Annotated in this window: 25 protein-coding genes; 21 read left to right on the plus strand and 4 right to left on the minus strand. The window is 32.9% G+C overall.

From position 1 onward, the window contains the following. Positions 1-164: 164 nt before the first annotated feature. The 11 genes from J3495_RS06210 (at position 165) to J3495_RS06260 (ending at position 10,370) form a co-directional block, all read left to right on the plus strand. The gene (locus J3495_RS06210; RefSeq protein ID WP_210665709.1) at positions 165-584 is read left to right on the plus strand and encodes an SRPBCC domain-containing protein; all 420 of its coding nucleotides are present in this window, start codon (positions 165-167) and stop codon (positions 582-584) included. Positions 585-720: 136 nt separating this feature from the next. Beyond that, on the plus strand, positions 721-1,257 hold the full coding sequence (locus J3495_RS06215; protein WP_210665710.1) for a DUF2975 domain-containing protein: 537 nt from the start codon (positions 721-723) through the stop codon (positions 1,255-1,257). Positions 1,258-1,260: 3 nt separating this feature from the next. Next, a complete protein-coding gene (locus tag J3495_RS06220) occupies positions 1,261-1,482 on the plus strand; it encodes a helix-turn-helix domain-containing protein (RefSeq protein WP_210665711.1) in 222 nt (73 codons plus the stop codon). A gap of 219 nt (positions 1,483-1,701) precedes the next feature. Beyond that, entirely contained in the window at positions 1,702-2,616 is a 915-nt protein-coding gene (locus J3495_RS06225) for an alpha/beta hydrolase family protein (protein ID WP_210665712.1), read from the plus strand. Positions 2,617-2,812: 196 nt separating this feature from the next. Then, positions 2,813-3,562 carry a hypothetical protein gene (locus J3495_RS06230; protein WP_210665713.1) on the plus strand — a complete coding sequence of 250 codons (750 nt, stop codon included), beginning with the start codon at positions 2,813-2,815 and terminating at the stop codon, positions 3,560-3,562. A gap of 172 nt (positions 3,563-3,734) precedes the next feature. Further along, positions 3,735-4,517 (plus strand): aminoglycoside 6-adenylyltransferase, encoded by a 783-nt coding sequence (locus tag J3495_RS06235; RefSeq protein WP_210665714.1) that lies wholly within the window; start codon positions 3,735-3,737, stop codon positions 4,515-4,517. Between the two features lie 95 nt (positions 4,518-4,612). Beyond that, positions 4,613-5,014, plus strand: a complete 402-nt coding sequence (locus J3495_RS06240) for a BACON domain-containing protein (protein WP_210665715.1) — start codon at positions 4,613-4,615, stop codon at positions 5,012-5,014. 348 nt (positions 5,015-5,362) lie between these two features. Further along, a complete protein-coding gene (locus J3495_RS06245; protein ID WP_210665716.1) occupies positions 5,363-6,766 on the plus strand; it encodes a KAP family P-loop NTPase fold protein in 1,404 nt (467 codons plus the stop codon). Between the two features lie 344 nt (positions 6,767-7,110). Then, complete coding sequence (locus J3495_RS06250; RefSeq protein WP_236025406.1) at positions 7,111-8,829, plus strand: reverse transcriptase domain-containing protein; 1,719 nt, start codon at positions 7,111-7,113, stop codon at positions 8,827-8,829. A 559-nt stretch (positions 8,830-9,388) separates the two neighbouring features. Then, positions 9,389-10,108: a hypothetical protein gene (locus tag J3495_RS06255; protein WP_210665717.1), complete on the plus strand. Its 720-nt coding sequence runs from the start codon at positions 9,389-9,391 to the stop codon at positions 10,106-10,108. Positions 10,109-10,151: 43 nt separating this feature from the next. Beyond that, positions 10,152-10,370: a hypothetical protein gene (locus tag J3495_RS06260; protein ID WP_210665718.1), complete on the plus strand. Its 219-nt coding sequence runs from the start codon at positions 10,152-10,154 to the stop codon at positions 10,368-10,370. Positions 10,371-10,612: 242 nt separating this feature from the next. Here J3495_RS06260 and J3495_RS06265 read toward each other — a convergent pair whose 3' ends face one another. After that, the gene (locus tag J3495_RS06265; protein ID WP_210665719.1) at positions 10,613-10,969 is read right to left on the minus strand and encodes a YybH family protein; all 357 of its coding nucleotides are present in this window, start codon (positions 10,967-10,969) and stop codon (positions 10,613-10,615) included. Positions 10,970-10,972: 3 nt separating this feature from the next. Next, the gene (locus J3495_RS06270; protein ID WP_210665720.1) at positions 10,973-11,578 is read right to left on the minus strand and encodes an NADPH-dependent F420 reductase; all 606 of its coding nucleotides are present in this window, start codon (positions 11,576-11,578) and stop codon (positions 10,973-10,975) included. Positions 11,579-11,671: 93 nt separating this feature from the next. On the opposite strand from J3495_RS06270, the gene J3495_RS06275 reads away from it, so the two are divergent. Further along, entirely contained in the window at positions 11,672-12,043 is a 372-nt protein-coding gene (locus tag J3495_RS06275; RefSeq protein ID WP_210665721.1) for a winged helix-turn-helix transcriptional regulator, read from the plus strand. 51 nt (positions 12,044-12,094) lie between these two features. Here J3495_RS06275 and J3495_RS06280 read toward each other — a convergent pair whose 3' ends face one another. After that, a complete protein-coding gene (locus J3495_RS06280) occupies positions 12,095-12,388 on the minus strand; it encodes a hypothetical protein (RefSeq protein ID WP_210665722.1) in 294 nt (97 codons plus the stop codon). Continuing rightward, on the minus strand, positions 12,389-13,117 hold the full coding sequence (locus J3495_RS06285) for a phosphodiester glycosidase family protein (protein WP_210665723.1): 729 nt from the start codon (positions 13,115-13,117) through the stop codon (positions 12,389-12,391). It lies immediately after the preceding gene. A gap of 245 nt (positions 13,118-13,362) precedes the next feature. On the opposite strand from J3495_RS06285, the gene J3495_RS06290 reads away from it, so the two are divergent. From J3495_RS06290 to J3495_RS06330, 9 genes are all read left to right on the plus strand, one after another. Beyond that, positions 13,363-14,028 (plus strand): ABC transporter ATP-binding protein, encoded by a 666-nt coding sequence (locus J3495_RS06290; protein WP_210665724.1) that lies wholly within the window; start codon positions 13,363-13,365, stop codon positions 14,026-14,028. A 1-nt stretch (position 14,029) separates the two neighbouring features. Continuing rightward, positions 14,030-15,730: an LIC_10190 family membrane protein gene (locus tag J3495_RS06295; RefSeq protein ID WP_210665725.1), complete on the plus strand. Its 1,701-nt coding sequence runs from the start codon at positions 14,030-14,032 to the stop codon at positions 15,728-15,730. After that, entirely contained in the window at positions 15,723-16,487 is a 765-nt protein-coding gene (locus tag J3495_RS06300) for a TIGR02757 family protein (RefSeq protein ID WP_210665726.1), read from the plus strand. Before J3495_RS06295 ends, J3495_RS06300 begins: the two co-directional genes overlap by 8 nt. Positions 16,488-16,557: 70 nt before the next feature. Then, the gene (locus J3495_RS06305; RefSeq protein ID WP_210665727.1) at positions 16,558-17,619 is read left to right on the plus strand and encodes a HEAT repeat domain-containing protein; all 1,062 of its coding nucleotides are present in this window, start codon (positions 16,558-16,560) and stop codon (positions 17,617-17,619) included. Beyond that, the gene (locus tag J3495_RS06310) at positions 17,616-19,052 is read left to right on the plus strand and encodes a glycosyltransferase family 2 protein (RefSeq protein WP_210665728.1); all 1,437 of its coding nucleotides are present in this window, start codon (positions 17,616-17,618) and stop codon (positions 19,050-19,052) included. The genes J3495_RS06305 and J3495_RS06310 overlap by 4 nt, the downstream gene beginning before the upstream one ends. 7 nt (positions 19,053-19,059) lie before the next feature. Next, positions 19,060-20,319, plus strand: coding sequence for a YaiO family outer membrane beta-barrel protein (locus J3495_RS06315; RefSeq protein ID WP_210665729.1), 1,260 nt, complete (start codon positions 19,060-19,062; stop codon positions 20,317-20,319). 4 nt (positions 20,320-20,323) lie between these two features. After that, a complete protein-coding gene (locus J3495_RS06320; protein ID WP_236025407.1) occupies positions 20,324-22,540 on the plus strand; it encodes a DUF4838 domain-containing protein in 2,217 nt (738 codons plus the stop codon). A 3-nt stretch (positions 22,541-22,543) separates the two neighbouring features. Next, entirely contained in the window at positions 22,544-22,915 is a 372-nt protein-coding gene (locus J3495_RS06325; RefSeq protein WP_210665730.1) for a response regulator transcription factor, read from the plus strand. A gap of 110 nt (positions 22,916-23,025) precedes the next feature. Then, a complete protein-coding gene (locus J3495_RS06330; RefSeq protein ID WP_210665731.1) occupies positions 23,026-24,378 on the plus strand; it encodes a DEAD/DEAH box helicase in 1,353 nt (450 codons plus the stop codon). Positions 24,379-24,435 lie beyond the last annotated feature (57 nt).

Raw genomic sequence — 24,435 nt, forward strand, 5'->3', positions numbered from 1 at the left:
ATTTGATAGGATATAAAAAATGAAACTAAGTTTTGGGGTTAAAATCATTAAACAGCCCGAAGAATTAACAAAACGAAATTTAACCTAAAAAGCATATTCCATTCACCGCTGTCAAGCATAGCACAGAACGATTTACTTACCCATTATTAATTAATACAAAAGCAATGATAACAAGCAAATCTACAATTCTAATTAATGCAAGTAAAGATAAAGTCTGGGATGCTCTCACCAAACCAGAAATTGTAAAAAAATGGCAGTACGGAAGTGATTTGATTACCGACTGGGAAGTTGGTAGTGAAATTAGATTCAGGAATGAGTGGGATAATAAAGTTTTTGAGCAGTGGGGAAAAATAATAGCCATTGTACCTCATAAGCTAATCAAATATAGCTTATTTTTCCCGAGACCTGACTTAGAGGACAAAGAAGAAAATTATTTCATCATGAGTTATATACTATCTGATGATGATGATAGGGTTAAACTAGAAATTGTAAAAGAAGACAATCGTACCGGAGCCGTAATCGAGAAAGACAGTGGTGAAGAAAATCCTGTCTTAAAGGCATTAAAAGAAATTATTGAAAAATAAATATGAGCTGGAGTTAATAATATAATCCATTGCCAACCTTTCTAGTAAAACAAAAATATATTGAATAAAAACCTATATTTATTGTTTATCAATAAATAATTATTATATTCGTGATGTAATTTAAATTCAAATAATTATGTCAAAAACAAATAACATCGTATTTAAAGGATTAAGTATTGTGGCTTGGATCATTTTTGTTGGCTTATGCATTGAGGCCGGTGGGCTAATCGTCAATTTTATTTTTAGCCTCTATAAGCCTGAATTTGTCGCAAATCTTTATCAGAAACTTGATTTAAGTGAAATGTACGAACGTAATAAATTGGCTTTTTTCAGTATGTACAGTTTTATACTTGTCATCGCAATTTTGAAAGCTGTCCTTTTTTATGTAGTCATAATATTAGTGAGCAAAATTGATCTACTAAAGCCGTTCAACAACTTTGTTTCGAGACAAATTTCATTAATTAGTTACTTTACTCTCTCAATCGGACTTTTAAGTTATATCGCTCAACAGTCGGCTAAAAATCTACTTCATCGTGGCTTTGTTATTGACAACTTAAACCAGTTTTGGGAAGATAGTGAAGCTTTTATTTTGATGGCAGCTGTAATCTACGTTATTGCGACTATCTTTAAAAAAGGAATAGATATTCAAAACGAAAACGAACTAACTGTTTAAGCTATGCCAATAATTGTAAACTTAGACGTCATGATGGCAAAGCGAAAAATTTCTCTAAATGAACTTTCTGAAAAAGTCGATTTAACATTATCTAATCTTTCCATCTTAAAGACAGGAAAAGCAAGAGCAATTCGTTTTAGCACATTAGAATCAATTTGTAATGCATTGGATTGTCAGCCAGGTGATATTTTGGAATATACAAGTGACGAAAAAAAGAAACTTTAAAATTATATTTTAATATGCTCAAATTTAAAAAATTAGAAGCTAAAAAAAGAATATTGTATTTAGGCAAATGACTTAATAGAAAGTCTTCTATTTAAAATGATTAGGCAAATCCGAAAATAGGGCTTAATTTAGTTTAAAATTCGCTACAGTCCAAAATGTTAGTGATCATAACGCCTCCAAAAAAGCAAGACTTAATTAATTTAAAAGAATTTAAGAAAAATGAAGCGAAAAAACAAACTAGCAATTTTTAAAAGCATTCTAAGAGCAAAAAAAATAGGCAAATATTCTCTCTTACTATTATTGTTTTTTGTCACTTATTATGCGTCAGCAATTCCTCCAAATTTTACTACTAAGGAAATAAAATTTGTTAGTGAAGGAGATGTACTCGCCGGAACTATTTTTATACCTAACAACATTGAGGCCGCCGTTGTCATTATTCATGGATCTGGACAAGAAAAAAGAATGATACAATTTGCTACTACCCTAGCCAACAACGGAATTGTAGTTTTTACGTATGATAAACGTGGAGTTGGAGCATCTGCGGGTATATATGCCGGACCTGAAGTAGGCACTAATAATGTTGATTTCTCTAACCTAAATCTTTTGTCTTTAGATGCAAGTGCTGCTGTCAATACTTTATCTGAATTTTTATCAAATGATCAAATACCAATAGGTTTAATAGGTGGTAGTCAAGCCGGATGGATAATTCCGTTGACAGCAGAGAAAAATAAGAAGGTCAAATTTATGACTATATTTAGCGGCGCACTTATAACGGTTAAAGAACAATTGAGATTCCAATTCTATACCAATGGAGATAAAAATTTTTGGGATACCCACACCGAAGAAGAAGCAAGAAAACATATATTCAACGACCCAGACAAATATGAGTTTATTGACACAAACCCAAATGATATTCTTTCTAGATTATCAATTCCAGGACTCTGGATTTATGGTCGTAAAGACATTCAAGTTCCAGCAAATCTATCAATAGAGTATCTTGATATCTTAAAGTCTAAAGGAAAACATTACGACTATAAATTGTTTACAGACTTGGGACACAACACAGCATTTTCAGACTCTGAAGAGCCAATGAATAATGCAATCAATTGGATAAAAAACATAAATCATAAGTAAAAAAAACGAGAAGCACTATTGCTAACGACTACCACAGCTTATTTAAACTATTATCTTAATAAAAACCTAGTCTTTGCATTTAGAATAATTTTGCAAATCCGAAAATAGATAATAACTTATTACCAAACCCTATATAGTTTAAGAAAGGCATGGGTTATGGCAACATAAAAAGCGATAAATATTAACAGTCAATAAAATGAAAATGAAGATAAAAATTTTAATTAGCCTACTAACATTGAATTCTATTTTTACAATGAATGCACAAATCATAGATACTGGAAATAATGTTGGGATTGGAATAAATAACCCAGAAAAAAAATTACAAGTAAATGCATCAAAAAATGATGCCGGATTGCGTTTACACGCGCTTAATGGGGATAATAATACCGACACTCCTTATTTACTTTTAACAGGAGGATATCAAGCTAATAACGGTGTGGCTATGAGAGGTGTGAATGATCAAACTTATGGTAGAAAGGCATTAGTTTTTTATTCTGGTTGGAATGGAGATACTGATAATCCTCAAATTTCTAATTTACAAGAAAGACTTCGAATTTCATCAACTGGTCTTATTGGTATAGGAACAAATACTCCACAATATAAACTTGATGTTTGTGGAGTAATTCGAGCCAAAGAAATCAAAGTAGATTTGCAGGGAACCTGTGTTCCTGATTTTGTATTTAAAAAGGATTATAAATTGATGAGTTTAAATGAACTCGAAAAATTTGTAACAAGTAAAGAACACCTACCAGAAATAGCATCAGAAAAAGAAATGCTTGAAAGCGGACTCAATATTAAAGATTTTCAAATGAAATTATTACAGAAAATGGAAGAAATGACACTTTACATAATTGAACAAAATAAAAAAAGCGAAAAGCAAGAACACGAATTGAAAATATTGAAAGATGAGATTATGAAATTGAAAAGTGCTAAAAATAAAAAATGACAAGTAATATCCCATAACACTCATCACAATAAATTCTTAAAGTACCTTAACCCAAACTTGCTTTTGCACTAAGAAATAATTTTGCAAATCCGAAAATAGAGCTTAATTTTAATCCCAAACTCGCTTACCAGAACGTTATAAAACATTTACAAAACAGACCATAACAAACCAAATGATACAACGAGTATTTGCCGAAAAAGCCAAGACAATTTTAAAGCCAGACGATAATGTCATTGGTTTAGCTGTGGCCGGCTCTTGGCTGACAAACGAGATAGATGAGTTTTCCGATCTTGATTTGATTATAGTAACTAAACAAAAAATTTCAGCTGACAAAAATCTAATGCTTGACTATGCAAAAAGATTAGGGAATTTTTTATCTGGGTTTACAGGCGAACACGTTGGTGAACCAAGAGTTCTAATTTGTCTTTATGACAACCCACTCCTACACGTTGACATAAAATTTGTAACACTTGAGGAGTTTCATAATCGTATTGAAACTCCCGAAATACTGCTGGACAAAAACGGACAACTTCAAAAAGCAATTCATAATTCGCAAGCAAAGTTTCCATATCCCGATTATCAATGGATTGAAGACCGCTTTTGGACATGGATACATTATGCTTTACTAAAAATTGGACGTGGAGAATATCTTGAAGCCTATGATTTTATGGGATTTTTACGAATGGTCGTTTTTGGACCCTTGCTTCACATCAAAAATGACAACTTGCCTCGTGGCGTAAGGAAAGTAGAAAAAGATTTAAACAGTGACGATTTAGCCCAACTAAAACTCACATTACCAAATTACGACAAACAATCATTAGTAAAAAGTTTGAGAAACGCGGTATTGTTATACAGACAATTAAGGACTGAACTGTATGACACCAAAGTACATTTGAAAAACGACACAGAAAAAAAAGTAATGGCATATTTTGACGATATTGAGAACCGAAAATAAAAGAAAAGCTAGTGATAGCAACCTCCCAAAACACCTGTGGTAGTAATGGTAGTAATTACTACAAATAACATAATTGAACATTAAATCTTAAAAACATGAGCAAAACCTGCGTTTATTTTACATTTCTTTTAATTGGATTTTCGATGATTTCGTGCGACCGAAATGAGGACGGAAAAGCAGATGACGATATTAAACTATCAAAAAAAGACATCATTATGGAGTCTTCGCAAAGTTCTTATACCGTAGAAACTCGATCGACAGACTATTGGCTAAACGAAATATTTTTGGATGGAAAAGCTACTGATCTCAGTACAATTAATAACCTTGATAAAAATTGGATTGTTGTGCATCCAGAATATCAAGTAGAAAGGAAAGAAGATGGCAAAAAAATAGTGATCACTATGAACAAAAATAATTCTAATGCAGATAGAATATTAATGATCACTTTGCAACATGGCAATTACTTTGATGGTATTAGAGTAACGCAGAAAAAATAAAAACAGCCATAGCCCATACCTAGCCTTCCTCCAAAAGCTACAAACAACAAATAACTATAAAAACCAACCTCGTTTACGAACCTGTAAGCGAGGTTTCTTTTTTGAAGAAAAACAAAGCTTTCGTTAAAAAAAGAATACTTCTTATACTATAAAATATAAATAATAGTAAATAAAAAATGATAGAGCCAATTGGTAAGAAAAAATAAAATATATTTGATAAGATATAAAAAGCTAAACTAATTTTCGGGTATACATCCTAATAAAGGTTGAAGAATGAAAATTAGTTTGAGGATAAATGAGTTAACAGCAACCGCCTAAAACCATCGAAATAAATAATAACATTTTACAATGATCAGACATAATGAAATAAAAATTCCAGCTGGAAAGCCATTTCTAAATTGTAAACTTGGAAGACAAAAATATGCAACTGTTTTAACGAAAATTATTGATATATATCCGAATGGTTTTGTATTAGCAATTAATAATAAATGGGGAACTGGAAAAACTACATTTATCAAAATGTGGGAACAAGAACTAAAGGACTACAATTATCAAACTGTATATTTTAATGCATGGGAAAATGATTTTGAAAATAATCCATTAACCGCTTTAATGGGTGAATTAAAAACACTTACCACAAAAAGTAATGAACCAAAATTTAAAGAAGCGTTAAAAAGTGCCGCAGCAATTTCTAAACATTTAATTCCAACTCTTGTAAAAGCTCTAGCAGATAATTATATCAACACAGAAAATTTTAAAGAAGCAATAGTTGACATTTCAAAAGGTTTTACAGATATTTTTGAAAAAGATGTCAATGAATACTCTGAAAGAAAAAAAAGCATTTCTGAGTTCCGAAAAAGTTTATCTGAATTTATTACAAATACTAACGATGGAAAACCCTTAGTTTTCATAGTTGATGAACTTGATCGTTGTCGTCCAAATTATGCAGTTTCGATTTTAGAGCAAATTAAACATTTCTTCTCTGTTCCTAACATAGTTTTTGTATTATCAATAGATAAAGCACAATTAGGAAATGGAATTAGGGGCGTTTATGGAAGTGATAGGATTAATTCAGACGAATATTTAAGACGCTTCATTGATATTGAATATTCAATTCCTGAACCAGAAAAAGGATTATATTACAAATACCTTTATGACTATTTTGATTTTGCTGAATTTTTCAATTCAGCAAAAAGAAGAATATACAAAGAATTAAATTATGATGAAAACCACTTTTTAGAAATGTCTAACCTATTATTTGGTGATGCTTCAGTTTCATTAAGACAACAAGAAAAAATATTTTCGATAGCTCGACTTGCATTAAGAAGTTTTGAAGTTAATTCATATGTAATCCCAGAAGTCTATCTTTTCCTTTCATATTTAAAGATAATCGATGGTGATTTATATAATAATATCAAATTAAAACAATTAAGCATACCTGAACTACAAAACAAAATTATATTATATTTAAAAAACAAAATTACCGAGGATAACCAGAGCGGGTTAATGTGGTTGGAAGCATATATGTTACTCTTTTACAATAATTCTCTTTTTGGTACATCCAATCGGAAAAATTTATATGACCGAGAGGGAAGTGTGGAGAAACTGAAAATTAGTTCTATCATTAATGCAGTTAAAAATGAACAGTTTCTTGAAATATTTAAAACTATAGATAGTCGACAAAATGGTAGCCACATACCAATTGAACATTTAATGAATAAACTAGACCTAATGGAAGAAATTATAATCTAGAGCCAGAAACCAACAGAGGTTTTACGCAATAGCCCATTTTATTTTTCTTAGCTGAAAATTACTAAAAAGAGATTTACATATTTTTACAACAAAGTAATAAATTGTCGGAACTATGTGAAATTGCGGAGAGTTGAAAGATGCTAAATTTCAAGGAAAAGAAGAAAATCTATAATTACAAATTAAAAAATGATTTAATAAAAATAAGCTTTTTGGGGTCAGAAGGTCGGAATGATACGTTTAACTATAATATACCATTCTAAAAGATACGTTAGATGGGAAGGTAAATACCAATTTCCAAATGTTCTAATGAAAGAATTAATGAGGAAAGAGTTATTAACAGCATAATGACTGTTGAAACCCTGAGGTTGGTTCTGCGTTTCAATTTTCTGAACATATTTGATGTGTTTATTAATTTAGTTACAAAGATAACAATTTCTATACCTGAAAAGAGTAGTGTCGCAATAGCCTTGCAAAAGGTAAAAGCTTCGACGGAGCCTGTACATTCTAAACCTACTACTATAAAATCTGACCCCTTTTTTTTAAATATGGAAATAGAAAACTGGTTTAAACTTAAAAAATATCCACATATTGGCTTACCAATTACGATTAAAGATTATAATTGGGCAAAAAAGTATGTTATGGATAAAGAAAAAATAAAAAAGCACAGCTTTCTTCCTCTCATTCATAAATGTATCTCACAAAGGAAATTTAGACCCGATAAAACTAGGACTGACAAAACAAAAACAAAAAAAAGATTTAGAATTAAAGATAAAAAAGATAGAAATATTTTTTTTGCTTCACATATTGATTCTTTAATTTTTTCGTACTACAATACTTTATTGGTTGATGCTTATGAAGCATATATTTCAAAGAAAGAATATAACAATTCGGTAGTTGCATATAGAAAAATTCCGCTTTTTGAAGGCGCAGAAAATAACAAATGTAATATTGAGTTTGCAAAAGAACCATTTGAATTTATTAAAAAAAATAATGACAAAAAACTTTCTGTAATTGTTGCTGACGTCACTTCTTTTTTTGACAATCTTGACCATAAAATATTAAAAAAACAGTGGACTAAAATATTAAGTGAGAAAACTTTACCTTCAGAGCATTATAATGTTTTCAAGGCTCTAACTAAGATTAAATATATTGAAGGCGAACAACTTTTTAATAGTTATCATAGAACTATGATAGTTGAAAGAGGATTGCCTAATTCCTCTAAAAAATCAATTTACAAAAGAAAAGAAATTAGTAAATCTCACTATTTCAAAGAAAAAAAAGCAGTTGCATACTGTGAAAAAGATGAATTTATAAAGAATAATTTAAATTTAGTTATTTCAAAAAATAATAAAGTTGGAATTCCACAAGGAAGCCCAATAAGTGCAACATTGGCAAATGTTTATATGATAGATTTTGACAAAATTGTTTATAAAAAAGTTGATTCAATTAAGGGATATTATCAAAGATATAGTGATGATTTAATTATAATTTGCGAGCAAGAATATGAGGATGAGATTATCAAAATAATTAGAGAAAATATTTCGTCCAAAAATATAGCAAATCTTGAAATTCAACCAAAAAAAACAAGTGTATATAGATTCGAAAATATAGAAAATACGTTTAAAGGTTTTGAAATTGATGAAATAACTAAAATACCAAATTTCAATAAAACGCTTGAATACTTAGGCTTTTCTTATGATGGACAAAAAGTACTGATTAAAACTTCTGGCTTTTCCAAATTTTATCGCTCAATGATAAAATCATTTAAAAAATCAGCTTCACTCTCAAAATATAGTAAGAATCCAGATAAAAGAATTTTTAAATCTAAACTTTTTAAAAGATTTTCGTATAAGGGGTCTAAAAGAAAATTAATTTATAGACCATCCAAAGATGATAAAACAAAATACCTAAAAACTAAAGAATATAATTGGGGAAACTATTTGAGTTATGTCTATAAAGCTAATTGTACAATGAGAGAAATCAATAACGAAGATTCAATTAAAAAACAAACTCGTAAATTTTGGAAAAACTTTAATCACTTAATGAAAAAACATAGTACTTAAGAACTTTATCAATAATTATCAAAATTAGTTTAAAAATAACATAGTAATCGTTGAATATAAAACAAAAAATACTTTCACAAAAAAGCACTACAAAAGCCTTCAAAAACAACTTGTTTTAGGAGGCTTTTTTTATTGGGTGCAAAATAGTAGTTGGGTATAATGTGACGCTTGATATTTTGTAGTTAAAAAATTATATTTGTAAGAAAAAAGACTTATATTTGAAATACAAATACCACCTAAAAGATTTCCACTCTTCTACTACAGTGCGAAAAGGTATAGCCCACAGCCAATTACAAATAAACGATTCCGTTTTTTTACTATTAAGGATCAAATCTTTAGTACGCTAAAAACTGATCATCCCAACAAAAAAAAGCTTTTGTTAGGTAGTTGCAACGCATCATAGAATCCCAACTGGGCTTTGTATACTTAAAACAAAAAGAAGACCACCCCAAACAATCTTAGCTGTTGCCTAAATAATTGGCAGCACAACAGCTATCACATAAAAAAAATGCCCCTATTATTTGCATATTTAAAATAGAAACCATTAAAAAACAGTACCATGAAAGCAGAAACAGGACACAACAAAAATGTCACCAATTTTGAAACCTTAATTATCGTTTGCCAAGGTTTTGGAGCCAACTACAATCCGTCTAATCCCAGCATTATGATTCCCTTTTTGATGAACCAGCACACCGACGCAAAAGCAGCCGTACAAGAAGTTAAGGTAACCGAAACGCCTTTTAACAGTATAGAAGGAGAACGAAAAACCCTTTTTAAACCCTTAAAACCCACCGCTACAAAAGTCATCAACGCATTGAAAGCCGCTGGAGCTCCCGCCACAGTAATTGCAGATGCCGAAACCATTAACCGAAAAATACAAGGAAAAAGAGCCGACAACACCATCAAAGAAGTGCCCGAAGGAGAAGAAGCAAAAGATAAAATTTCGGTTTCGCAACAAGGTTTTGATATGCAAATTGACCACCTCGAGAAATTAATCGAATTGGTACATCATGAACCCAAGTACGCTCCTAACGAAGAACCCGTTAAAGTGACAACACTCGCCGATTACAAAATAGCTTTGGAGACTATCAATACAGCTTTTAAAACAGCCTATGTTCCGTACAAAATAGCCTTGCAAGCGAGAGATGTAAAACTCTACACCTCCAACACCGGAGTGGTTGATACCGCACAAACTGTCAAAAATTATGTCAAATCGGTATTTGGAGCAACCAGCCCGCAGTACAGGCAAATTAGTGCACTTCTTTTTAGAAAAATATAACCCTATTCTAAATCTATCAAGTAGAATTTAACCGACTGAAAACTTGATTGAAGCGACTGAAAACTTGATTCAACCGACTGAAAACACGATTGAAGCGACTGAAAACTCGATTGAAGCGACTGAAAACATGATTCGACCGACTGAAAACACGATTGAAGCGACTGAAAACTTGATTGAAGCGACTGAAAACTTGATTCGACCGACTGAAAACATGATTGAAGCGACTGAAAACTTGATCGAAGCGACTGAAAACTTGATTTGACCGACTGAAAACACGATTGAAGCGACTGAAAACTTGATCGAAGCGACTGAAAACTTGATTTGACCGACTGAAAACACGATTGAAGCGACTGAAAACTTGATTCGACCGACTGAAAACTTGATTGAAGCGACTGAAAATTTGATTTGACCGTTGTAAAGTAGCATTCGACCCAGCAACAACAAGGCAAAAAAAAACCACTTTGCATAGTACTGAAAAGTGGTTGTTTTTTTATCAATAATAATTTAAAATTTCATCGGCATCGACCAAGTATGGCATTGTATTTTCCAAACGCCATGTTCTATCATCCAGGTAACAGCGTACTTGCCTTCGCCAATTACTTTTTGGGTTGATAATTCGATATCTTTAAAAATACCATATTCAAAAGCCAAGTTGTCGCTAACAACAACATTTTCGGGTTCAAAAACAACATCTACTTTACCTAAACCACCTTTCATAAAATCAAGAATGTTTTCGTTGCCTTGAATTGTTGGTTTATTGGGTGCGAAAATTAAAGCTTCTTTTGCGTATACATTTTTAAAAATTTCTGCTTCTGCATCGTGCCAAGCATTTGTCCAGACTTGCATAGTGGGTTTTGACATGGCTTAATTTTTACGGTGAAAATAAGTAAAACCAGCATCTGTTCCGTTGCCACCAGAGGCAAGAGAGATATTGAGATGTGCAATCGCTTCTAGATGGCGAGCGTTTTTGATGCCTCCTGCCAACACTCCGTCAAAACCTGCATCATTGGCCAATTGTTGTACAACAGCGGCAGCAGCGGCATCGTCAGACGCGATAAAAGCTGTCAATTTTTGCCCATTAAAGTATTGCTTGTTACTTTTCATCACATCAGCAAAAATGGTATTAAATGCTTTTACGACTTTGCTTTCGGGCAACAAGCGAGCGGTTTGTTCGCCCCCGCTATCTTCGCCTAAAAACAAAGGCGACCAATCGGCACTATTAATAGCGTTGGTGATATCTACAACAATTTTGCCCTTTAAAGCTTCTTTGTTGGCCGTTAAAACGCCACTCATTACCGAGTACGGAATGGCAAAACAAACTACTTCGCCAAACGCAATAGCTTCTGGCACAGACAAATGATTGTCATTGGGATTTTGAGTTCCGTATTGTACAGCATGACCAGCAGTTGTAAATAAATTTCCGAGACTTGATGCTACATTTCCAGCACCTATAAAACTAATCTTCATCATATAAGTATTTAAATTGAGTTGCAAATTTCGGAGTATATCCTTACATTTACAAGTAGTTACCTAATTGTGTGGTAGTTACCAAAAAGTAAGTATATGATAAAGCGTAAAGAAAGTTCGGTTAATTTAGAAAATGAAAAGGCCCTTGCAGCAGAATGTCCTTTTATTTTTGCGCTCTCGCTAATGGGCAAGCGTTGGAAACCCGCCATTCTCTGGAAAATGACAGAAGGAATTTATCGCTTTGGCGAGATGAAAAGGGCGATTCCGCAAATAAGCGAAAAAATGTTGACACAACATTTGAGAGAATTAGAATCTGACGGACTCATCACCAGAACCGTCTATCATGAAATGCCTCTGAGGGTAGAATATGCCTTGACAGAATTTGGAACATCGTTGCAACCTATTCTAAAACAACTCAATACTTGGGGCGAAAAGGCTCAGAACATAAAAAATACAATGCCAAAATAACAAATGGTCATTGTTTTTAATCGCCCTAAGCCTTCAAAAAAAAGGATCTTTTTATTTTTGTTTCTGAAAGTAATACGTATAAATCCACGTCAGTGTAAACGACGGAATAATATCGGTAAACGGAATGATTTCTTCTAGAAATGTCAGTACACTCGCCACCTTACCTACTCTGCCTTTGTACATTCTGGTCATTAAAAGAGCCGCAATTGGCGCCCAGATGATATCTGCAAATTCACCAATTCCGGGAATGGTAAAAGACATCATTCCTATGGCATCAAAAAGCAAACCGAGAACAAGCATGAGCCCTTTATCGTTTTTTATTGTTTCTAGGTGTTGTGTTTTCATCTAATTGTTTTGTTTTCTTTGTGTTACTGCAAAAATTGCTCCAAAATTACCGTCAGTCTGCAGCCAGTTTTCTTTTGGTACGTAGGCTCTTGAGACAAATCCGTCAAGATATAAGGCGTTTTTACAGCCTAAACCTTTAAAATAAAGGGCAAAATCGTAAAAATTAATTTCTTTTTTCGAAAGAACAAAAACCACTTTACCGTCTGACAAAATACCTACGCCGTTTCTGATATTGAGATTGGGAGAACCTTCTTTAAACGCCGAATGAATCTTACCATCAACTAATAGCATTGGCCCAGATTGTGTAGCATATTTTATGTTTTTGTGGTATCGAAAGTCTTCTGTTTTGCAAATAACAGCATTATTTTCAGCTGTTAAATAAAATACTCCATTTGGTTTTAAGTAAAAATTACCTGTTGCAGTTGTTGTGTCCAAAGCCACCAAAACTTTGTAATTTTCGATATAAAGTCCCTGCGGAGAAATGCTTTTATTGTACATTCCGGCATTCATCGCAAAATCTAATTTGGTGTTTTGTTTCTCAACCGAAAGCTTCAAATTTTCTATACTCCCATAGTTCTTTCCACTTTCATTTTTCCAATATAATTTTAAATCTTGACTTTTGGGATTAACTGTGTAGACAATAAATTCATTTTCTGAGAATAGTTTCGAACCAATCAAAAAGACTGCTAAAATACTCGGTAAAAGGAAGAATATAATTTTTGACTTCATTTTTGTTTTCTTTAAATACATTTTATATTTCCTTTAAAAACGCTTCCCAAACTGCTCCGATTTTCAACAAATACAATCATTTGATTTATTCTTCTCTATAGAAATAAAACGCTGCTACTCTCAAAAATAGCAATAAAATCTCGTAACCCTCTGATAAAATTCTTTTTTAAATACTTTTTAAAATTCTGTTACAACGCATTTTTATATCAAAAGAATCTTTGTTTCTTTGTAAAAACAGTTTCAAAATGATACAGGCAAAAAATATTCAGAAATACTATGACAAACTTCAGGTTTTAAAAGGAGTTGATTTGCATATTAAAAAAGGCGAAATTGTATCTATTGTTGGTGCTTCAGGTGCCGGAAAAACTACTTTGCTTCAGATTCTAGGCACGCTTGACAGACCCGAAAAATTGCCGGTTGCGAGCTCATTAATCATCAACGGAGAAAACATTTTGGCGCTGAATGACAAAGCATTATCAAAATTCAGAAATTTAAATCTGGGATTTATTTTTCAATTTCATCAACTCTTACCCGAGTTTTCGGCTTTAGAAAATGTCTGCATTCCGGCTTATATTGCAGGAAAAAAACCTGCTGAAACAGAGGCAGAAGCCAAAAAACTTTTAGAATATCTAGGCTTATCGCATAGAATTAATCATAAACCTAACGAACTTTCGGGCGGAGAACAACAACGTGTGGCGGTAGCGAGAGCATTAATCAATAAGCCCGACGTAATTTTTGCCGATGAACCGTCGGGGAATTTAGATACACATTCTGCGGAGAATTTACATCAATTGTTTTTTAAACTTCGTGATGAATTTGGGCAAACTTTTGTAATTGTAACGCACAATGAAGAACTGGCCAATATGGCCGACAGAAAATTGATCATGTCTGACGGGCAAATAATTTCTTAGAATGGTTGCGATTTTTATAAGTTGGATTTATATTCTTTTTACCACGGTAAATTTAGGTTTTCTGACTGATAGAATCCTGCTTCTGAAAAATAGAAATTTGGCCATTTATTCGGTGTTAGGACTCTTTCTAACGACAATTCTGGCCAGTATTTGGGCTATTTTCGGCCGCATTAATATCGAGTTTCACTTGTTTTTACTGCTTCTTAATATTGGTGTTTTTTGTACATTCAGAACTCCGATTATAGACTGTTATCGACTGTTTTTTTTAGCGTTTCGTCAATGGCAGAAAACATTAAAAGTTGTTTCTGTACTGCTCACTTTTCTTATCATTGCCCAATGCTCATCTGTTCCTTATGTAATTGACAATGAGTCATATTACATCCAGACAATCAAGTGGCTTAACGAATATGGTTTTGTAAAAGGGCTGATCAACCTGCATCTTTTTTTTAGCCAGACAAGCGGTTGGCATATTGCTCAAAGCGTTTTTAACTTTTCTTTCCTGTATGCTAATTTTAATGATCTCAGCGGTTATTGTTTGTTTGTCGGCGTCCTTTTCTCAGTTGAAAAATTAAACGAATTTTATAAAAACAACAATAAGAACTACCTGATTATCGGGTTGTTTCCGCTGTTTTCTATTTTTTATTTCCAATTTATAAGTGCCCCATCACCTGATATTCCGGTGTATGTTTTGTCTTTTATACTCTTTTTTTACTTCTTAGAAAATTTCAAAAACACTTCGCCTGCCGTTTTTAACCTCATGGTGATTTTGTCGCTTTTTACGCTTTATATCAAGAATACTGCTTTAATTTTGGCCTTGCTGCCTCTGGTTTTATTACTGAATAATGCCAAAACTCTTTCTAAAAATTTACTAAAACCTTTTTTAATTGCCGTACTTTTTTTAGCGCTGTTTCTCATAAAAAACATGATCATCTGCGGTACCCCTGTGTTTCCCTCCAACTTTTTTGACAGCTTTGCCACTGATTATGCGATTCCGAATCATATTGAAAATTTTTATTACGAGCAATTTAAGGTATATGGCTTTTTTGTGTATCAAAATCAATACGATTCGATGTCGGCCCTTGATTTGTTTTTGAGATGGCTTTCGCTCCCGAAACTAAACGGATTGTTTAATAAAATAGCCATTCTCTTGCTGATTATCACGCCTGTTTTTATCTATAAATTTCAGCACAAAAAAAGTGTTTGGATGCTGTATTTACTAATGGTGCTTCAAATGGTTTTTCTTTTTGTTACCTCGCCTCAGTATCGTTTTTTTATGAATTTTATATTGTTTTTTTCTGTGTTTTGTCTGGCTTCATTCATTCAAAAGAGAAAAACAATTCATACCTTTTTTATACTATCACTACTTCCCACAATAATAGTACTTTTTGTTCCGTTTAACCTCAATCGCTTTTCCAATCACAAATTTATGCTTGAAATAAGTACATTTTCGGCAGAGAATGCTTTATTTCCGCATGAGAACAGCAAATACAAACTACCGTTTACTTCTGTTCGTTTGGGAAACTTTAGTTATAATTCTCCTAAAAATTGTGACTTTTTTTGGGCAAACGGAAATGGCGAATTACCTTGCGTTAACAAAGACCAAGTGGAATATTTTAGAAAGTATTTCTATACGATTCCGCAAATGCGAACGAAGGATTTAAAAGATGGTTTTTACGCCAAAAAGTTACTACTAAATGAATAAAACAGAACTTAAAGAATTTCTGGAAGAAAAAGTAAATCAATACAATACCCTAGATTTTATAGACAGTGATCCTGTTCAGATTCCGCATTTATTTTCGCAAAAAGAAGATATAGAAATTGCAGGTTTTTTGAGCGCTACAATTGCGTGGGGAAATCGCAAAATGATCATCAAAAACGCTCATCACATGATGGATTTGATGGGTAACACACCCTATGATTTTGTGATGTCTCACACGAACGAAGACTTAATCCGACTTGAAAATTTTGTGCATCGAACGTTTAATGGAAACGATTTTGGAGGGTTTATAAAAGGTTTACAGTACATCTACCAAAATCATGACGGTTTAGAAGCTGTTTTTGCCAAGAATCAGGAGAAAAACAGTTTGCAAAAAAGCATTCATGAATTTAAAAAGCTGTTTTTTGAAGTCGAACATTTGCCACGAACTCAAAAACACATTTCTGATCCGTTGAACAATTCTGCCGCAAAAAGGATCAACATGTACTTGCGATGGATGATTCGACAAGACACAAAAGGCGTTGATTTAGGCATTTGGAAAAGCATCTCCCCCGCTTCTTTGTCCTGTCCTTTGGATGTACATTCCGGAAATGTTGCCCGAAAACTAGGATTGCTTTCGCGAAAGCAAAATGACGGAAAAGCACTTGCAGAATTGGATGAAAAACTCAGAGAAATGGATGTAAATGACCCCGTAAAATATGATTTTGCATTATTTGGCTTAGGTGTTTTTGAAGGTTTTTGATCACAAAAAAAACTCAAACTACATTTTTTTTGCAATCTTTTTCTTATTTTTACTAGATAACGCCACGCTTATGGATCAATTTATATTTTTTCTGAAATATTACGTCATTCCATTTTTACTTTGCTCAACGATTTCATTTATTTTTTTACTGATTATAAAACGAATTCATTATCAATATCATAACGCTTATCAACTAGCCATTAATAAAAGAATTTATCCGTTTTTAATCGAAATTGTGCTTAACAGCCCCAATAAAGAAGCATTAAAAGAGATGTTGTCAGGATTTAGAACTGAAATTTGGTTTCATCGCTCTTGGTGTAAAGACATGATTATCAATGATCTTATTCATCTTAAAAAAAATTTAAAAGGAAGACCATTAAAAAATATAACCCTTATTTACAAATCTTTAAAACTAAATAAATATTCGAACAAACTGATTAAAGACTTTAGAATGCATAAAAAATGTGAAGGTTTTTACCATTTTCAATCATTGGGTTACAAGTCGGGAATGCCTTTGATAAGTCAATATTTGAATCATCCGAACAAGATTATCCGTTCTAATGCAAACATTGCTTATCTGGCTATCAGCAAAGGAGATTGGGATGCCGTAAATACATTGCCTCCTAAAATTTCGATTTTGAATACGATAAAAGTGATGGATGTGCTTTATCATCAGAAGCTACCAATGCCCGAAGAGGTAAATATCTGGATAACTTCAGAAAATAAAACCATCCTGAAACTAGCGATTATGACTATGGTTTTTTACAATTACAGAAACAAATCTACAGCAATAATTAGTCTTCTTGACAATGACGACATCATGATTAAAACAGATGTAATTATTGCTATTCGCGAACTTTTTTTGAATGAAGCTGAAAATAAATTAATACATCATCTGGAGTTTGAAACCACCAACATTAAGTTAGAAATTCTGAACAGTCTGGCCATAATTGGAAGTGAAAAAACAACAGATTATTTACAAAATAAAATGATCACCGAACCTGATACAGATCTAAAATTGGCGATGGTATATTGCCTGAATAAATTAAATCCAAAACTACTGAATCAATTAGGCCTGAGAGATTCAGATACTGAAAAAATGATTCGTCACACTAGAAAAATAGCATCATGACCTATGAAATCTTATCTTATTTTGTAGATGCCTACAGGATTTTTATTGCTGTGTTTTCGGGTACCTATATATTGTTTTATGTGGTACTTTCTTTTTTGTCTTATTGGGCGATTGTAGATCATTTGCGTTTTCAAAAATATTTAGAAGAAGAAGTTTTAATTCGCTCTAATTATTTACTAGGCGTTTCTGTTGTTGCGCCTGCTTTTAATGAGGGTTTGAATATTGTTTATAATGTAAAATCATTATTTTCGCTCACGTATCCAAAGTTCGAAATTATCATTGTAAATGATGGCAGCACAGATGATACTTTAGAAAAACTAATAACCGAATTTGATCTCGTTAAAATTGATTTTTATTATCAGGAAAAAATAAAAACACAGCCTGTACGAGGTCATTACAAGTCAAAAAATCCAATTTATTCTAAATTATTAGTTGTTGATAAAGTAAACGGAAAAAGTAAAGCCGATGCCTCAAATGCGGGTATCAACTCGTCTAAATATCCTTTGTTTCTGTGTACCGATGTGGATTGCATTTTAAAACCCGACACTATTTTAAAACTTGCAAAACCATTTATGGAAAATGATACCCGGGTGATTGCCATTGGTGCAGGGATTAGAATTTCGAATTCCTGCGAAATAAAAGAAGGTTTTTTATATAAAATACATTTCCCAAAAGAATGGTATCCGAGATTTCAGGAACTGGAATATGTTCGCTCATTTTTGTTTGGAAGAATGGCGTGGAGCCAGATAAATGGACTGTTATTGGTTTCGGGAGGATTAGGAATGTTCGACAAAGAAATTGCCATAAAAGCCGGAGGATATTGGCATCAGTCGTTAGGAGAAGACATGGAACTCATTACCCGAATGCGAAAATACATGCACGATCGTAAAGAAGAGTTTTTGATAAAATACATTCCAGAATCGCTTTGCTGGACTGAAGTTCCTAGCACCAGAGAAATTTTATTGCGACAGCGTACACGTTGGGCAAGAGGATTGGTACAGACGCTTTATTTGCATCGAAAAATGTTTTTTAACCCCAAGTACGGAAGAACTGGTTCTCTTGTTCTGCCTTTCTTTTTTCTATTTGAATTTTTGGTACCCATTATCGAATTTTTGGGCATTTTATCGCTGGTGATAAGTTACTGCTTAGGAATGATGAATCTAAATTTTCTGTTGGTAGTAAGTGCAACAGTCTATTTATTTTACTTAAGCATCACAACGATCTCTATTCTTATTGATGAAATTTTATATAAAAGTTATGCAAATTACAAAGAACTTCTTATTTTACTTGGAATGGCAATGATTGAGCCTCTAATTTACCATCCCTTGACAGTTTATGCATCACTAAAAGGCTATGCCCACTTTTTTATGAAAAAGGAACAAAAATGGGGCGTAATGATCCGAAAAGGTTTTGATACACCCAATAAATCATAATTAAAAAATGAATTTTTTAAAAATTATTTACAGTCCAACTTTTTTACTTTTTATTCTTTTGCTTTCTGGTCATACTGCAAAATCACAAAAAGTAGATACAGACAGTCTTTTGACCGTCATTGTGAAAGACATGAAAAACAATCCTCCTAATTACAAACTTAATCTGGAGAGGGGTTTGTTAGGTAAAAAATTAGCGCCTGACTATCTGGATTATTATTTGCTTTTAGGACGCAATCACGAACTTTTACAACAAAAAGACAGCGCTCGTTATTATTACAATTACGTGATCGATAAAAATCCAAAATATGAGGATGCTTTTGCTTATATCATCAATTTGGATTTGGAGGAAAAAAAATATGATGAAGGATTGATGATCGCCAATAAAGCGATTGATCTTTATCCCGAGAACAAAAACTTTCAATTGAAACGAATTGCTTATTATTCCTCACAAAAGGATACAAAAAATGAAGAGAAAAGTCTACAATCTATAAAGGAAAAATTTCCGAATGATCCCGAAATACAGCAACTTTTGGTCAATTTATATTCTGAAATAAACTCAGATATACTTGGTATTTATTATAATTTTACTTCTATAAGTCGCGATGCTGTGGGCCCCTGGCATCTGGCAAGTGCCAATTACATCAGACAAAGAAAGTGGGGAAGTTTAGTAGGCAGAATCAGTTATGCCAATCGATTTTCTCAGTCCCAAAGCATTGCCAATGGAATTCAATACGAAATTGAGTCTTACATTAACACTGGCAAAAAAAGCTACTCCTACTTTGATGCGGCATACAGTTCTGATTTGGCTTTTCCAAAACTAAGATTGGCTTATTCTTTTTTTTATAATTTTAAAAATGGCTGGGAAGCCGATTTAGGTGCACGATACATCAAAGGCAAAGATTCGGAATCAGCTAGTTTTAACGTCGGAGTGGGTAAATATATTGGTTCGGCATGGCTTAATTTTAGAACTTATATTCAAAAAGACAATCCTGCTTTTTTGATTAATTCACGCTATTATTTCAAATCTAAGTATGATTATGTATCTCTATTTGGAGGTTACGGTACTTCTCCAGACAATAGAACTACTCTGGGAGAATATGAACAAAGGTCTACATTAGAGTCATACCGAATAGGAATTGGCTACTCTGTTACTTTTTCTAAACATTATATTGGTGGCTTTTTGGCGTCATTCAATAAGCAAGAATATGTTCCCGGATTGAACCAAAATGAGTTAGAATTAGGTTTTTCGCTTCAATATAAACTTTAGTCGTATGAAAGCTAAAACACTAAATAGCTGTTATTTATTATTAATTTTAATGTTTTACAACACTAAAACAATGGCGCAGTCACAAATTATAATCACCAATCAAAATGCGATCATTGCTGCTGCCAAAAACACACAATCAGCTGCCCTAATTCTAAAAAATAATTTAGACAAAGCGTTTAAAGCGTCTTTCAAAATAAACCCAACAACGGTAGCCGGTAACTCCGAAATTGTTTTAGAAATTACTAATTCCGATAATGAAATTCAAAATCAAAATGAATTTATTATCAAAAGTGACACTAAATCAATTTATTTAAAAGCCAAAAACGAAAAGTATTTGCGATATGCTATTTACACACTTTTAGAAATGTGGGGGTTTAGAAAATATACTGCAGCTGAGACATTTATACCAAGATTGGAACAAATTCTTTTTGATAAAAATTATACCAAAAAGATCAAACCCGATTTTGAATACCGCTCTTTATTATATCCAGATGCGTATGATCCTGATTTTAGAGACTGGCACAAACTCGACTGGCAGATAGACGATTTTAGCCTTTGGGGACATTCTTTTTACACACTTGTACCCGCAAAAGATTTTTTTAAAGACAATCCGAAGCTTTTTGCTCTTTACGAAGGGCAACGCAACACCGAATCACTTTGCATGACCAATGATACTGTGGTGGAATTGATTACTGAAAAAATGAAGAAAATCATTGCTCAAAATCCTAATGCAGCGTTTTTTTCGGTGAGTCAGAATGATGATGTTGTCTATTGCGAATGTTCAGAATGTAAAGCGCTGAATGCAAAATATGGTGGTCCTCAAGGTTCTCTTTATTCTTTTTTGAATAAAATAGCAACACAGTTTCCTACCACAAAAATTACAACACTAGCCTATTTACACACTCAAAAACCACCCTTAAATCTCAAAATAGAACCCAATATTTATACTCTTTTTTGCCCAATAGAATTAGATCGCGGAAAACCATTGAACAGCCAAAATTCGGCCTCATTTATAAAAACACTTGAAAACTGGTCTGCTACTTCTCCTCATCTATATCTTTGGGATTACAGCGTACAATTTGCTAATTATTTTTCTCCTTTCCCTAACATTCATACTTTTTCTGAGAACTACAAAACCTTCAAAAAAAACAATGTAAAAGGATTATTTGTTCAGGGTTATGCAGATATTTTGGGAGATTTTTCAGAATTAAGACAATACCTGTTAGCAAAACTGCTTTGGGATACTTCTATAGATATTGAAGCAACAACGGCTGATTTTTTAAGGGGATTTTACGGAAAAGCAGCTCCTTTTATCAATCAATATTTAAATCTTTTGGCCGAAAACCAGACCAAAAGCAATACTTACCTCGATATTTATTCAGGTCCTGTGCAATCCCGAAATACTTTTTTAACTCCGGAAGCGATTACAGAATATGATCATTTGTTAGAAAAAGCTTCTGTTGCTACAGAGGAAGATCCTATACTGAATGCCAGAGTTTTAAAATTAAGATTAGCTTTAGAATATGTGTTTTTTGAGCAATCTAAATTTTATGGCAAAAACCAACATGGCATGTTTGTCGTAAATGAAAAAGGAGAGAAAGAAGTTAAGCAAGGGTTAACAAACAGAGTTTTAAATTTTACAAAAGCGTGCAATGATTTGAAAATTTACGAACTAAGCGAAGGTGGTTTATCCCCGGACGATTATTATGAAGAATGGCTGGAGATTGCAAAAAATACCACTTCGCATTTGGGTGAAACTTTAAAAGTAAATTTTATAACACCTCCCTCAAATGATTTTGAAGGCAAAGGATCAGAAAGTTTAGTAGATGGAAACCGCGGCTACAGAGATTTTAACATCAACTGGATAGGCTGGTACGATACAAATCCAGAGTTTGAGATTTTGACGCAAAACTTAGATTTTACTCGGCTTAAAATTAATTTTCTGGAAGATCAAAGGCACTGGATTTTTCTGCCAAAAGCAATAAAAATTTATGGTTATAAAAATCAAAATTGGGAACTTATCAAGCAATACGATTTTGAGAGTTTTACAGAAAACTATGAAACTAAACCAAAGTCTTGGCAATTAACAGACCAAAGCTTTAAAAACTTTATAAAAATTAAGGTATTGATTGAAAATCAAACACAATTACCGGACTGGAGGAAAAGAAAAAATAAAAAACCAATGGTAATGATAGATGAAATAGAACTTTATAAAAAGTAGAAGATGAATAATGACGACGGAAAAAAAATAATGATCATTGAAAATGACGACATGACACTTGAAATTTTAAAATTTATTCTACAAAAAGAAGGTTATAAAATTAGTGTCGCAAAAGAAGGCATAACCGCCATTGAGACTATTGGCAGTATTATGCCGGATTTGGTTATTACAGATATCATGATTCCGCTAAAATCTGGCCTAGAAGTGATTGATTATATCAAAAAAAATCATAAGCAAATACCTGTCATTGCATTATCTATTTTGGGCGAAGAAGAGCGAACAGTAGAGCAAGCCTTTTTGTTAGGAGTAGATGATTTTATTACAAAACCATTTAATCCAAAAGAGCTTTTATTGCGAATAAAACGTTTTTTGTAGGTTTTGAAACGTCCTTTTTGCGAAATAGTAATCGTATAAACTCCCCTAATTTGTAACAGTTACACATTTTTCAGCTATTTATAGCTATCTTTGCACAAAATTTAATGCAAATGAGCACTTTCGAAAAATTCAATCTCCCAAAATCTTTACAAAAAGCAATCGATGAATTGGGATTTGTTACCCCAACACCTATTCAGGAAAAATCATTTTCGGTGATTATGTCTGGGCGAGATATGATGGGAATTGCGCAAACCGGTACCGGAAAAACATTTGCCTATTTGTTGCCTCTTTTAAAATTATACAAATTTACGCCTACCAATACTCCTAAAATTGTAATTTTAGTTCCTACGCGCGAACTTGTTGTTCAGGTAGTCGAAGAAGTAGAAAAACTGACAAAATACATGTCGGTGAGTACGCTTGGTATTTTTGGTGGTGTGAACATCAATACACAAAAAAAAGCCGTTTACGAAGGTGTTGATATTTTGGTAGGAACTCCGGGTAGAACTATGGATTTGGCTTTGGATGCTGTAATTCGCTTTGACGAAACTCAAAAATTAGTAATCGATGAGTTTGACGAAATGCTAAATCTTGGCTTCCGTACACAATTGACTGCTCTTTTGGCCATGATGAAAACCAAACGTCAGAACATTTTATTTTCGGCGACCATGACAGACGAAGTAGATGCTGTTCTGAATGACTTTTTTGATTTTCCCGAAGAAGTTACACTTGCTGCCTCGGGAACTCCGCTGGAAAATATTACTCAAATTACTTATAATGTTCCTAACTTTAATACAAAAGTTAACCTTCTGAAACATTTGTTAAACACAAACGAAAGCATGGAACGTGTTTTGGTTTTTGTCAATAATAAAAAGATTTCGGACATGCTTCACGATCGCATCGAAGAAGATTTTGAAGGTCAGTTCGGGGTAATTCACTCCAACAAATCTCAAAATTATCGTTTGAGCACGATGGCAGAATTTCAAGAAGGCAATCTTCGCGGTTTGATTACTACCGATATTATGGCGAGAGGTTTGGATATTTCGAATATTTCGCACGTTATCAATTTTGAGCTTCCTGAATTTCCGGAATTGTATATGCACAGAATTGGTCGTACAGGTCGTGCAGATGCGACAGGAACAGCCATTAGTTTTATCACAGCCCGTGAAGAAGAATTTAAAATTGAAGTGGAAGTATTAATGAACAGAGAGCTTCCGATAGCTGATTTTCCTGAAGAAGTTGAGATTTCGTCCAAATTGATCGAGCCGGAAAAAGACAAACAGCCAATTAAGTTTTTAATGAAAAAAGTAAAACTTAGCGGTGATGGAGCCTTTCATGAAAAAGACAAAAAAAATAAAAAGATAAATCTTGGCGGTCCTTCAAAAACCAAAAAGAAAACACATGGTTCTGTCAATAGAAACATGTTGAAAACCCGAGATAAAAAAAGAAAAGATAGTAATAAATAGTTTTTTTTAAAGATTCAAAGGCTCAAAGTTACAGAGGTTCAAAGTCGTTTAAACTTT

Origin of the sequence: Flavobacterium geliluteum, assembly GCF_017948595.1 — a bacterium.
Lineage (GTDB): Bacteria > Bacteroidota > Bacteroidia > Flavobacteriales > Flavobacteriaceae > Flavobacterium > Flavobacterium flavipigmentatum.